Source organism: Streptomyces sp. RFCAC02, from assembly GCF_004193175.1.
Lineage (GTDB): Bacteria > Actinomycetota > Actinomycetes > Streptomycetales > Streptomycetaceae > Streptomyces.
This window is the reverse complement of the sequence record NZ_SAUH01000001.1, coordinates 3254084-3267178: the sequence shown is the minus strand read 5'-3', so window position 1 is coordinate 3267178 and position 13095 is coordinate 3254084. Positions and strand designations below refer to the sequence as shown.

General features: G+C 74.0%; 8 protein-coding genes and 1 tRNA gene. All 9 read right to left on the bottom strand.

Going from position 1 to position 13095, the window contains the following annotated elements; all coding sequences use genetic code 11:
* Nucleotides 1–72 precede the first annotated feature (72 nt).
* The 9 genes from EMA09_RS15275 to EMA09_RS15235 all read right to left on the bottom strand — a co-directional run bounded on the left by EMA09_RS15275 (nucleotide 73) and on the right by EMA09_RS15235 (nucleotide 12970).
* Nucleotides 73–146 (bottom strand) — tRNA-Thr (locus tag EMA09_RS15275).
* Between the two features lie 265 nt (nucleotides 147–411).
* The gene (locus EMA09_RS15270) at nucleotides 412–2010 is read right to left on the bottom strand and encodes an alpha/beta hydrolase (protein WP_129841584.1); all 1599 of its coding nucleotides are present in this window, start codon (nucleotides 2008–2010) and stop codon (nucleotides 412–414) included.
* Between the two features lie 39 nt (nucleotides 2011–2049).
* A complete protein-coding gene (locus EMA09_RS15265) occupies nucleotides 2050–3267 on the bottom strand; it encodes a DNA polymerase III subunit delta' (RefSeq protein ID WP_129841583.1) in 1218 nt (405 codons plus the stop codon).
* 199 nt (nucleotides 3268–3466) lie between these two features.
* Nucleotides 3467–6370 (bottom strand): dTMP kinase, encoded by a 2904-nt coding sequence (gene tmk / locus EMA09_RS15260; RefSeq protein WP_129841582.1) that lies wholly within the window; start codon nucleotides 6368–6370, stop codon nucleotides 3467–3469.
* Between the two features lie 84 nt (nucleotides 6371–6454).
* Entirely contained in the window at nucleotides 6455–9376 is a 2922-nt protein-coding gene (gene topA / locus EMA09_RS15255) for a type I DNA topoisomerase (RefSeq protein WP_129841581.1), read from the bottom strand.
* 209 nt (nucleotides 9377–9585) lie between these two features.
* Nucleotides 9586–11112, bottom strand: coding sequence for a methyltransferase (locus EMA09_RS15250; RefSeq protein ID WP_129841580.1), 1527 nt, complete (start codon nucleotides 11110–11112; stop codon nucleotides 9586–9588).
* 48 nt (nucleotides 11113–11160) lie between these two features.
* The gene (locus EMA09_RS15245; RefSeq protein WP_129841579.1) at nucleotides 11161–11847 is read right to left on the bottom strand and encodes a small secreted protein; all 687 of its coding nucleotides are present in this window, start codon (nucleotides 11845–11847) and stop codon (nucleotides 11161–11163) included.
* 280 nt (nucleotides 11848–12127) lie between these two features.
* Nucleotides 12128–12547 carry an ATP-binding protein gene (locus tag EMA09_RS15240; RefSeq protein ID WP_129844052.1) on the bottom strand — a complete coding sequence of 140 codons (420 nt, stop codon included), beginning with the start codon at nucleotides 12545–12547 and terminating at the stop codon, nucleotides 12128–12130.
* Between the two features lie 81 nt (nucleotides 12548–12628).
* Nucleotides 12629–12970: an STAS domain-containing protein gene (locus tag EMA09_RS15235; protein ID WP_052847650.1), complete on the bottom strand. Its 342-nt coding sequence runs from the start codon at nucleotides 12968–12970 to the stop codon at nucleotides 12629–12631.
* Nucleotides 12971–13095 lie beyond the last annotated feature (125 nt).

Genomic DNA, 13095 nt, shown 5'->3' with positions numbered 1-13095 from the left:
CCGTAGCGGCCTTAGGCCGCTCATACAGAAAGCCCCGGATCAGACATCACCTGATCCGGGGCTTCCGAAGTGAGCCGCCTAAGGGAATCGAACCCTTGACCTACGCATTACGAGTGCGTCGCTCTGGCCGACTGAGCTAAGGCGGCGTGGCGCTGTGTCCCCTGGGGGGATCAGCGCAAGCCAGTCTACACAGGTTTCGGAGGTGCACCTGAACGGCGGCGGCGGAGCAGGTCGTCGGTCGTCTCGCGCAGCGTGCGTATGCGCTTCGACCACCGCCGGCAGTCCTCGCACGTCGCCAGGTGCGTCTCCAGTTCCTGGTCGCTGACCTCCCGGGGAGAGCGGTCTCCCTCGGCTCGCACTGATATCGCAGCGCGGTAGCGGATACACGGCATGCGGACCATAATCCCAGGGTCAGGAGCAGGTCGTGCCGTCCTCCGGAGTGATGCCCTGCAGGAAGTACGCGTTGACCGCGTCGTCGATGCAGGAGCTGTTGCCTCCGTACGCCGTGTGGCCGTCGCCGTCGAAGGTGAGCAGCACGGCGGACTCGAGCTGCTCGGCCAGGCCCTCGGCCCACGCGTACGGTGTCGCCGGGTCGCGGAGTGTCCCGACGACCACGATGTCGGCCGCGCCGGAGGCGGGGATGGTGACCGGCTCGCCGCTCGGTTCGACGGGCCAGGCGGCGCACATCAGGGTGGCCCAGGCGAAGTCGCGGCCGAACGTCGGGGACGACTCCTCGTACGCCGCGAGGGCGCCGTCGACCTCGTCGGGGCTGTCGTTGCCCGCCGGGCTGTCCAGGCAGCTGATGGCGGGGAAGGCGTACGTCGTCGTCCCGTAGGTGCCGTCGGTCTCGCGCTCGTTGTAGTCGTCGGCGAGGGCCAGGAGGCCGGAGCCGTCGTGCTCCTCGATCGCCATGGTGAGGGCCGTGCGCAGGTCGGGCCAGTAGGCCGTGGTGTAGAGCGCGTCGGAGACGCCCGTGGTCGCGAGCGACTCGGTCAGCGGCCGGTCCGGGTCGCCGCTCGGGAGCGGTTCGGCGTCGACGCGGGCGAAGAAGTCCAGCAGGGCGTCGGACGCGGCGTCGGCGCCCTCCGTGCCGAGCGGGCAGTCGCTGTACGTCGCGCAGTCCTCGGCGAAGGAGCGGAAAGCCGTCTCGAAGCCGCCGGCCTGTTCGCGGTCCGTGTCGATCGTGGGCAGCCTCGGGTCGATCGCACCGTCCAGGACGAGGCGCCCCACGCGCTGCGGGAACAGCCCGGCGTACACCGCGCCGAGCTTGGTGCCGTACGAGTACCCGAGGTAGGTGAGCTTCTCGTCGCCGAGGACGGCGCGCAGGACGTCCATGTCGCGGGCGGACTCGATGGTGGAGATGTGCTCCAGCAGCTCGCCCGTCTGCTCCGCGCACGACGCGGCGAAGTCCTGCATGCCGGCGAACAGGTCCTCCGCCTCCGCGTCCGAGTCGGGCGTGCGGTCGAGCATCGTGTACGCGTCCATCGGGTCGCCGGACTGGCAGGTGACGGGCTCGCTGCCGCCCGTGCCGCGCGGGTCGACGCCGACGATGTCGTAGCGGGAGGTCACTTCCGAGGGGAACAGGTAGTCGGCCGCGCCCTGCACGAAGTCGGCGGCGGAGGCCCCGGGGCCGCCGGGGTTCAGGAGCAGGGAGCCCATGCGGTCGCTGTCCGGACCGGTGGCCTTGGCGCGGGTGACGTGCAGCTCGATGTCGTCGGCGGAGTCCACGGCCTCGTAGTCCAGCGGGACGGTGAGGGTCGCGCACTCGAACCAGCCACCGCAGTTGCTCCAGCTCAGCTCCTGCTCGTAGTACGGGAGGAGGTCGTCGGGGATCTCCTCGGGCAGCGGCTCCAGCACCGGGGCGTCGGGGACGGCCCGGCTGTCCGAGCCGTCGTCGCTCGGTGTGCGGTCGTCGCCGCGCTCGTCCGGGCGGTCGTTCGACGAGCATCCGGCCAGCAGCAGCGCCGTGGCCGCGCAGAGGGCGAGGACGGCGTGGCGTGGTTTGCGCATGAATCCCCCGTTCGTGAACTGTGCGCCGACAGCACGAGCCTAGCCTTCGGCGCTCCCCCGGAGGGCCATCGTCATGCTTTCCACCGCCAGGAGCGGCGCGACGTTGCGGTCGAGGGCCTGCCGGCAGCCGAGGATGGCCTCCATGCGCCGCAGGGTCGCCTCCGGCGGTGAGGCGGCGGCGATCCGTTCGACGGCGGCGGCCGTCTCGCCGCCCGCGAGACCCGCGTCGGAGCCGAACTGCCGCGCCAGGACGTCCCGGTAGAACGCCATGAGGTCGGTCAGCGCGAGGTCGAGCGCGTCGCGCTGGGTGCGGGTCGCCCGGCGCTTCTGCCGGTCCTCCAGGTCCTTCATGACGCCGGCCGTGCCGCGCGGGAGGCGTTTGCCCTCGGTGGCGCCGAGGGCGGCTCGCAGCTCGTCGGTCTCCTTGCCGTCGCGCTCCTCCGCGAGCTGCTTGGCGTCCTCGGAGGCGGCGTCGACGAGCTCCTGCGCGGCGCGCAGGCAGCCGCCGATGTCGCCCACACGCTCGGGGATGCGCAGGACGGCCAGCCGGCGGGCGCGCGCCCGCTCGTCGGTGGCGAGCCGACGGGCGCGCTCGACGTGGCCCTGGGTGGCCCGGGCGGCGGCGTGGGCGACGTCGGGCTCGATGCCGTCCCGCCGCATCAGGACGTCGGCGACGGCCGCGACCGGCGGGGTCCGCAGCGACAGGTGGCGGCAGCGGGAACGGATCGTCGGCAGCACGTCCTCGATGGACGGCGCGCACAGGAGCCACACGGTCCTGGGCGCGGGCTCCTCCACGGCTTTGAGCAGGACGTTCCCGGCGCCCTCGGTGAGCCGGTCCGCGTCCTCCAGGACGATGGCCTGCCACCGGCCGCCCGACGGGGAGAGCTGGGCGCGGCGCACCAGGTCGCGGGTCTCCTTGACGCCGATGGTGAGCAGGTCCGTGCTGACGACCTCGACGTCGGCGTGCGTGCCGATGAGGGCGGTGTGGCAGCCGTCGCAGAAGCCGCACCCGGGCTGCCCGCCGAGCGCGCGGTCGGGGCTGACGCACTGGAGGGCGGCGGCGAAGGCGCGGGCCGCCGTCGCCCGCCCGGCTCCGGGCGGGCCGGTGAAGAGCCACGCGTGGGTCATGGCGGAGCCGGTGAGCCGCGGCTCCTCGCCGCGCTCGGCGGCGGTGACATGGGCGTCGGCGTCCCGGGCCGCGGCGCCGAGCTGTGCCGCCACCCGGTCCTGGCCGACCAGGTCGTCCCAGACCGTCATCGTCGTCGTCCTCCGTCCCGGCGGGCGTCACCGTCCGCCACGGGTCCCATTCTGCGCCAGGCCACTGACACCGCCCCGGCCGCGGGCGGGCGGGAGGGGCCGCGCGCCCCGGCGTCATCCGAACGAGTGACACACGGAGGCCGCCGGCCGCCGCCCCGGGCGGGGCGGTGGCCGGCGGCCGGTCGGCCTGTGGCAGGGGTCAGCGGCGCCCGCGGCCGCCGTCCGCGTCGTCGTCGCGCCGCCCGAGCAGTTCGTCCGCCAGGGTCGGCACGTCGTCCATCGGGGTCTCCTCGGCCCACTGCGGACGGCGCCGCGCCGGAGCGCCGCCCTCATCCACGCGCGGCATCTGCCGGGTCTGCTCGGCGTCGGCGCCGGGCTGGGGCAGCACGGCGGTGTCCTCGTCGTCGGCGCGGCCGGCGCCGGCGTCGTGGACCTGCGGGAGCTGCTGCGTCCGTTCGGTGTCGGACGGGCGCGGCAGCGTCTGGGTGTCCTCGTCGTCGGCCGCGGCACGGCGGGCCGCCTCGGCACGCAGCAGGGCCTCCTCGGCCTTCCGCTGCTTCTCGCGCCGGCGCTCCTCCGCCTCGGCGCGCAGCCGGGCCTCCTCCTCGGCCTCGCGGCGGCGGCGTTCCTCCTCCGCGCGGCGCAGCCGCTCCTCCGCCTCACGACGGCGGCGCTCCTCCTCGGCGCGGCGGCGTTCCTCCTCGGCGCGGAGCCTCGCCTCCTCGGCGCGGCGGGCCTCCTCGGCGAGCCGGCGCTCCTCCTCCTCGCGGCGGCGGCGCTCCTCCTCGGCGGCGCGGATGCGGGCCAGCTCCTCCTGGCGCTCCCGCTCCCGGCGGGCCTCCTCCTCGGCGCGCTGGCGCTCCTCCTCGGCCCGGCGGCGCGCTTCCTCCTCCGCGCGCCTGCGGGCTTCCTCGCGCGCCCTGATCTCGGCCTCCGACAGCGGAAGCATCTGGTCGAGGCGGTGCCGCGCGGCCGTCGTGACGGACTCCGGGTCCTGGCCGGCGTCGACGACGAGGTAGCGCGCCGGGTCGGCCGCGGCCAGCGCCAGGAAGCCGGCGCGCACCCGCTGGTGGAACTCGTTCGGCTCGGACTCCAGCCGGTCGGGTGCCTCGGTGAAGCGCTCCCGCGCGGTCTCGGGCGACACGTCGAGGAGCACGGTGAGGTGCGGCACCAGGCCGCCGGTCGCCCAGCGCGAGATGCGGGCGACCTCGACGGGGGACAGATCGCGTCCGGCGCCCTGGTAGGCGACGGACGAGTCGACGTACCGGTCGCTGATGACGACGGCGCCGCGTTCCAGGGCCTGCCGGACGACGGTGTCGACGTGCTCGGCGCGGTCGGCGGCGTAGAGCAGGGTCTCGGCGCGGGGCGAGAGGCCGCCGGACGAGACGTCGAGGAGGATGGCGCGCAGCCGCTGCCCGATGGGCGTGGCGCCCGGCTCCCTGGTGACGACGACCTCGTGGCCCTTGGCGCGGATCCATTCGGCGAGCGCCTCGGTCTGGGTGGTCTTGCCCGCGCCGTCGCCGCCCTCGACGGCGATGAAGAAGCCGGTGGCCGCGGGCGCCGTCACCGGATCGGCGCCGCCCATCGGCGCGCGGACGGCGTCGGCCACGTCGCGCCGCAGGGACCTGCCGCGCCGGTCGTCGATGCGGCCGAGGACGACGGCCGCCACGGGGAGCAGCAGCACGCCGACGATCATCAGGGTGTACGCGGCGCCGCCGTGGTCGATGGTGAAGCGGCCGCGCTCGACGCGGTGCGGCCCGATCAGGGCCGCGGCCAGCGGCGCGGCGACGGCGCACACCGCGACGACGACGCGGACGACGGCGTGCAGGTGCTGGGTGAGCCGGGGGCGGCGGAACTCCTCGGTCTCCTGGTCGAGCAGGACGTGCCCGGTGTGGGCCGCCATGCCGGCGACGAGGCCGGTGGCCGCGGCCGTGAACAGGACGGTCGCCGGGTCGGCGATCAGGCCGATGCCGAAGAGCCCGGCGCCGGTCAGCGCGAGGGCCAGGGCGAACATGCGGCGCCGCGACAGCGCGGGCAGGGTCAGGGGCGCGAGCCGGACGCCCAGCGCGACGCCGCCCGTCAGGCCGAGCACGAGCAGGCCGAAGGCGACCGGGCCCCCGCCCAGGTCGGCGACGCGGAGGACCCCGAGGCCGACGGCCGCGGCGATGGCGCCCGCGACGCTCGCGCAGCCGAGGACGAGCAGGCCGACGGCGCCCGTGCGGCCCTTCTCCGGGGTCGTGCCGGCGGAGGGCCTGCGCAGCCCCTCCAGCGGGGACACGGGACGGCGCGACGCGGTGTCGGGCAGCCGCAGGGCGGCGAGGACGGAGATGGCGGCCGCGAAGAAGCCGGCCGCCACGTACGACGCGAGCGCCGCCTGGTGCGTCTCGAACCAGTCGAGGCCGGTCGCCAGCAGGTTGCTCACGAGGGCGGTGGCCACCAGCGTGCCGGCGGCGGCGGGCAGGGCCAGGAACCCGCCGCGCAGCCACAGGCGCCGCAGCGCGTCGTGGTGGTCGGGCAGCGGCCGGACGGCGGCGCCCTCGGGCGGCGGGGGCGGCAGCAGCGCGGGGGCGACGCCGTCCCGCGCGACGGTCCACAGCCGTTCGGCGAGGCCGGCGACGAACGCGGTGATCAGCAGGTAGACGTACGCGCTGTCGGGGGTCCAGTCGATCCACAGCGGCGCGACGATGAGGAGCGCGGCGCGCACGCCGTCGGCGCCGATCATCGTCCAGCGGCGGTCGAGCGGCCCCGCGGGGGCGAGGAGCGCGGACAGCGGGCCGAGCAGCAGGACGCCCGCCAGCGCGGTCGCGACGAGGCGCACGGCCAGGACACCGGTGACGGCCAGGGCGACACCCCGGTACTCGCCGCCGAAGAGCGGATCCCCGCCGTCGGCCGGCAGGTGGAGGGCCGCCTGCACGGAGAGCAGGACGAGGACGAGCACGGCGAGCGCGTCGCCGATGCCGCCGGTGAACTGCGCCTCCCACAACCGCCGCAGGGCGGGGACCTGCAGCAGCGCCCGCCTCGCACGCTCGCGGGAGTCCGCGGCGAGCGCGTCGTCCGTGGCGCCGCAGGTGGGGTCAACCTCTGGTTGCTCTGCTCGCGTCATTCGGCCAGCGTAACCGTCCGCGCCGACAAGGGTGGCATGTCCCCGAACATGTGCGCGGGGAATCGCGGTGGGTCGGCGCGCCCGTCACCCCGCCTCGGTGCCGGACGCCCCGTCATGTGCGGCCGTGCCCCGCGCTCCCGTGCTCGCCGCGGGTGCGCCGTCGCCGTCGGCGGTCTTCTTCGCGGTGCTCCTGGTGGCCGCGGTCTTCTTCGTCGCGGTCTTCTTGGCGGTGGTCTTCTTCGCGGCGGCCTTCTTCGCCGGTGTCTTCTTGGCGGCCGTCTTCGCCGTGGTGGTCTTCTTGGCCGGCGCCTTCCGCGCGGTCTTCTTCACCGGCCCCTTGGCCCGCTTCTCGGCGAGGAGTTCGTAACCGCGTTCGGGGGTGAGGGTCTGCGGATCGTCGTCACGCCGCAGGGTCGCGTTCGTCTCCCCGTCGGTCACATACGGTCCGAACCGGCCGTCCTTGACCACGACCGGACGCCCCGTCACCGGGTCATCGCCCAGCTCCTTCAGCGGCGGCCGGGCAGCGGCACGCCCGCGCTGCTTGGGCTGGGCGTAGATCGCGAGGGCCTCCTTCAGCGTGATGCCGAAGATCTGCTCCTCGGTCTGGAGCGACCGGGAGTCCGTGCCCTTCTTGAGGTACGGGCCGTACCGGCCGTTCTGCGCGGTGATGACCTCACCCGAGTCGGGGTCGGCGCCCACCACGCGCGGGAGGGACAGCAGCTGCAGCGCGTCCTCCAGGGTGACGCGGTCGAGCGCCATCGACTTGAACAGCGACGCCGTCCTCGGCTTGACCGCGTTCTTGCCGGTCTTGGGCGTGCCCTCGGGCAGGACCTCCGTGACGTACGGCCCGTACCGCCCGTCCCGTGCCACGATCGGGTGCCCCGTGGCGGGGTCGGTGCCGAGTTCGAAGTCACCGCTGGGCTTGGCCAGCAGTTCCTTCGCCAGGTCGACGGTCAGCTCGTCCGGCGGCAGATCCTCGGGCACGTCGGCCCGCTTGCCCGGCTCGCCGGACTCCGGGTCCTCCGGCGGCGCCTCGACGTAGGGGCCGTACCGGCCGACGCGCAGCACGATGCCCTCGCCGACCGGGAACGACGAGATCTCCCGCGCGTCGATGGCGCCGAGGTCCTCGACCAGTTCCTTCAGGCCGCCGAGGTGGTCGCCGTCGCCGTTGCCCGCGTCCGCCGCACCGCCGGGGGTGACGGCGGCACCGGCGGCGCCGTTCTCGCCGAAGTAGAAGCGGCGCAGCCACGGCACGGCCTCCGCGTCGCCGGTGGCGATGCGGTCGAGGTCGTCCTCCATCCGCGCGGTGAAGTCGTAGTCGACGAGCCGCCCGAAGTGGCGTTCCAGCAGGTTGACGACGGCGAAGGAGAGGAAGGAGGGGACCAGCGCCGTCCCCTTCTTGAAGACGTAGTGCCGGTCGAGGATCGTGCCGAGGATCGCGGCGTAGGTGGAGGGGCGGCCGATCTCCCGCTCCTCCAGCTCCTTCACGAGGGTGGCCTCGGTGTAGCGGGCCGGCGGCTTGGTCGCGTGGCCGTCCGCCTCGACGGAGCGCGCGGTGAGCCGGTCGCCCTCGGTGACCTGCGGGAGGCGGCGCTCCCGGTCGTCGGAGTCGGCGCCGGGGTCGTCGGTGCTCTCGACGTACGCCTTGAGGAAGCCGTGGAACGTGATGACCTTGCCGGTGGCGCTGAACTCGCAGTCGCGCCCGTCCGTGGCGGTCCCGCCGACGCGGACGGCGACGGACTGCCCGACCGCGTCCTTCATCTGCGAGGCGACGGTCCGCTTCCAGATCAGCTCGTACAGGCGGTACTGGTCGCCGGTGAGCCCCGTCTCGGCCGGGGTTCTGAAGCGGTCGCCGGAGGGCCGGATCGCCTCGTGGGCCTCCTGGGCGTTCTTCACCTTGCTGGAGTAGACGCGCGGCCGGTCCGGCAGGTAGTCGGCGCCGTAGAGCTGCTCGACCTGGGCGCGGGCGGCGGCGACGGCGGTGTCCGACAGCGTCGTCGAGTCGGTCCGCATATAGGTGATGAAGCCGTTCTCGTAGAGCCGCTGCGCCACCTGCATGGTGGCCTTCGCGCCCATGCCGAGCTTCCTGGACCCCTCCTGCTGGAGCGTGGTCGTGCGGAAGGGCGCGTAGGGCGAACGGCGGTACGGCTTGGACTCCACGGAGCGGACGCTGAACGACGCGTCCTCCAGCGCCGCCGCGAGCGCCCGCGCGCTCTCCTCGCTCAGTGCCTCGACCTGCCCGGGGTTGCGCAGTTGTCCGTCCGGGCCGAAGTCGCGGCCCTGCGCGACGCGGCGGCCGGCGACCGAGGTGAGGCGGGCATCGAACGTTCCCTCGCCGGGGACGGTGGCGAACGTGCCGGTGAGGTCCCAGTACTCCGCCGAGCTGAACGCGATCCGCTCCCGCTCCCGCTCGACCACGAGCCGGGTCGCGACCGACTGCACGCGGCCGGCGGAGAGCCGGGGCATGACCTTCTTCCACAGAACCGGCGAGACCTCGTAGCCGTAGAGGCGGTCGAGGATGCGGCGGGTCTCCTGGGCCTCGACGAGGAGCTGGTTCAGCTCGCGGGGGTTGTCCACGGCCTGGCGGATCGCGTCGCGGGTGATCTCGTGGAAGACCATCCGGCGCACCGGCACCTTCGGCTTCAGGACTTCCCGCAGGTGCCAGGCGATGGCCTCGCCCTCGCGGTCCTCGTCCGTCGCGAGGTACAGCTCGTCCGAGTCGGCCAGCAGCTCCTTCAGCTTCCTGACCTGGTCCTTCTTGTCGCTGTTGACGACGTACAGCGGCTCGAAGTCCTCGTCGACGTTGACCCCGAGGCGGGCCCAGGGCTCGCCCTTGTACTTGGCCGGCACCTCGGCGGCACCGCTGGGCAGGTCACGGATGTGCCCGACGCTGGCCTCCACGACATAGCCGGGGCCGAGGTAGCCCTTGATCGTCTTCGCCTTCGCGGGCGACTCGACGATGACAAGTCGGCGTCCGCCGTTCGCGGTCTCGCTGGTCGGGGACAACGTTCTGCTCTTCTCTCCAGCCTCGGGGGCATCTGTGGACAGTGCGGAGTGTGACGGTACCTCCCGGCTGCGCGCCACATGGGAAAACTCCGCAACGCATCTCGAACGGTAACCCGAGATCCGTCATTCCCGCCGCCCGGCCGCACCCGGAAACTTGTCCGTGCACAGTCACAGAGAGTGCGGGCGGGCGGCGGGCCGGGGCGTCACCCTCACCGCTGCGGCACCAGAAAGCCCTGCTCGACCAGCGGACGCAGCCACCGCGGCGCCTGGTCGCGCAGCGTGTCCTCGCGCTCGCCGAGCAGCTCCGCGATGGCGTCCAGAATGACGCCGGCCGGGAGGGTCCCGTCGCACCCGCCGGCGAAGCCCGCGCCGACGGTGTCCATGGCCGCTGCCCGCATCATGCCGTGCGCCTGGCGCAGGACGACGTGCTCGGGGTCCTCGGCGCCGGGCTGGCCGAGCTGCTCCTGGACGACGCCGTCGGCCAGGGCGTACCGGGCGCGCAGGAGGGCGGCGTCGTCGGCGTCGCGCAGGAAGCCGTGGCGCTCGAAGTGGGCGACGATCGTGTCACCGAGCGGCTGTTCGACGGAGTGCGGCCACTCCTCGACCGTACGGACGGGGCGGGCCGCGCCGGTGCGGCGCAGCGTGATCCAGCCGAGTCCGACGGCCCGGGTGCGGCGCGCGGCGAACTCGTCGAGCCACGCCCCGTACGCGGCCTCGTACGCCGCCGGGTCGCCCAGGTGCGCGCCCGCGTCGCGCAGCCACAGTTCGGTGTACTCGGTGACGTCCTGGACCTCGCGCTGCACCACCCAGGCGTCGCAGCCGTCCGGGAGCCAGGAGGTGACGCGGTCGCGCCAGTCCTCGTCGCCGGTGTGGCTCCAGTTGGCGAGGAGCTGGCACCAGCCGCCGTCGGCGAGGTGGTCGGCGGCGCGGGCGACGAGGGTGCGGCTCAGCTCGTCGCCGCCGAGTCCGCCCTCGCGGTAGGTGAGCCCGCCGCCGGGAGCGGCGGGCGCGATGACGAACGGCGGGTTGGACACGATCAGGTCGTATCCGGGTTCGTCGCGGACCGGTTCGAAGAGGGAGCCTTCCCGCAGGTCGGCCGCCGGCGCGCCGGACAGGGCGAGGGTGAGGGCGGTGATGCGGAGGGCGCGGGGGTTGAGGTCGGTGGCGGTGGTCCGTCGCGCGTGGCGGGAGGCGTGCAGGGCCTGGACGCCGCAGCCGGTGCCGAGGTCGAGCACACGGTCGGCGGCCGTGCGGACGGTGAGCTGCGCGAGCGTGGTGGACGCGCCGCCGACGCCGAGCACCACGTCCTTCGCGCGGCCCCCGGCCCCGGCCGCGCGGCCGACGGCGCAGCCGGCGTCCGAGACGATCCACCAGTTCTCGCCGCCGTCGCCTGCGTAGGGGCGTACGTCCACCGTGGCGCGTACGGCGTCCGCGCCGTCGTGGGTCAGCCAGCCGTCGGCCAGGGCTCCTTCGAGGGGCAGCGCGGCCCGTGCGGCGGCCTCCGGAACATGACGCTGGAGGAGGAAGAGCCGCACGAGCGTGGCCGCGGCGCCGCCGTCGCGCTCGGTGGCACGGAGGGCCGGCACCGTCTCGCCCCGGGCGAGGGCGGCGTAGGCGGGCGCGCCGAGGAGGTCGAGCAGGCCGTCCGGCGTGAAACCGGCTGCGAGGAACGCCTCGCGCAGCGGGTCGGTCGCGGGGCCGGGGACGGGGAGGCCGGGGGTGCCAGGGATACTCACGCCCCCATTCTGGCCACCGGGTGGATCCCCGGCGGGCGGGGCGTCGCGTCAGCCGTTGTCCGAGTCCTCGCCGTCCTCGCCGTCCCCGCCCGCGTCCTCCTGGCCGGCTTCCTCGTCGCCGGCGCCGTCCGCGTCCTCGGTCGCCCCGGCGTCGGGGCTCGCGTCCTCGCTGCTCCCGTCGGACGGGGTGACGCGGCGGCAGTCCTCCTGGCGGCCCATGGCCTCGCCGAGGTCGCCCGTGCCCAGTTCGGGGAGGACCTGGTCGCTGGACTCGCCGAGCTGCTGCGACTGCTCGCCCGCGTCGAAAAGCCCCTGGACGAACGCCGTGGTGTCCGACGGGTCGAGCCCGTCCACCGTCTCCTTCATCTCGCGGTAGGTCCCGGCGGTGTCGCGCAGGGCGGAGACCGCGGCGTCGCTGCGTTCCGTGCCGTCGTCGACGGGCGGCTCGCCGGCCCCCTCCACCGCGTCCGCGAGCGCGTCGTAGGCGTCGGCGAGCTGCCCGTAGTAGGCGGAGTTCAGCTCCTGCACTTCCTCGGGGGACCGGTCCTGCTCCATGTCGAGGTACTCGGCGTTCTCCTCGCCGGCGCTCTGGAGGTCCTCCAGCGGGGCGACCAGCCGGCCGCAGAAGTCCTTGGCCCAGGCGTCGAGCTTCTCCTGGCTGTCGTCGCCGCAGCCGGACAGCGTGAGGGTCAGTCCGGCGCAGCATGCCAGTGCCGCCGCGAGCTTGGTGTTCACCGTTCCTCGTCCTCTCCTGCGTACGTCCAGCCGCTCGGGCGTGAACTTACACGCAGGAGGTCCCTCGTCCGAGTGACGGCGGAGATCGGGATCCGGCGGTGCAGCCATTTGCAGCAGCCTCCGGACGCCCCGCACGCCCGCCGAACCACCAGGTGGGGAAGGGCAGCACGGCATGGCGGCGCTTCCCGGCGCGCCGTCGGCCGGGCGTCGCGCCGCGCCGGCCGGGGGTGGCACAACTCACGCCTCGTCACCCGGCCGGGCGACGGGTCGGCGCCGGGCGTCAGACGATCGACGCCGTGGCGACGGGCCAGCTCATCCGGATGCGGCCGCCCCGGGCGTCCGAGACGACCTCGACGTCGTCCACCAGGCCGCTGATGACGGCGAGCCCCAGCTCATCGGTGTCCTCGGCGGCCTCGACGGCCGACTGGTCACGGGGGGCGGGGACCGAGCTGGGCGCGTCGTCGCCGACCTCGATGGTGAACGACTTCTCCGCCTCGGTCAGCGCGACCCGGACGGGCGAGGTCAGGTTGTGGACGGCGTGCAGACCCACCGCGCGACTGCACGCCTCACCGACCGCGAGCCGCAGCTCATCGAGTACGGACTCGTCCACACCGGCGCGCCGCGCGACCGCCGCGGCGACCAGCCGGGCGGTGCGCACGTGCTCCGGGGACGCGCTGAAGCGGAGTTCGACGGTGGCCATGCCATCCCCCTTGATCGTGCGGACGCGCCGCCCCGGCGGCGGCGCTCCGCGGCGGTTCATCTGATGATCGCAGTCGAACGCCTAATCGGTGGCGGCGATGGCCTCGTCCACGGACTCGTGGATCGGGAAGACCTTCGTCAGACCGGTGATCCGGAAGATCTTGAGAATGCGCTCCTGGTTGCAGACGAGCCGCAGGGAACCCTCCTGGGCACGGACCCGCTTGAGCCCGCCGACCAGAACGCCGAGACCGGTGGAGTCCAGGAAGTCGACCCGTTCCATGTCCACCACCAGGTGGTGGTTCCCGTCGTTCACCAGCTCCACGAGCTGTTCGCGCAGCTTGGGCGCGGTGTATACGTCGATCTCGCCGCCTACCTCGACGACCGTGCGGTCGCCAACGGTTCGGGTCGAAAGGGACAGGTCCACGGATGATCCTCCAGCACCTTGCTATCGAGCGGTCGCCCCCCATGGATCGGCAGCCGCCAGGGCATTCAACCACTTACCTGCTGCCCGGGACGACGACTTGCAGCCATTGTCCGTCGGACCAGTGA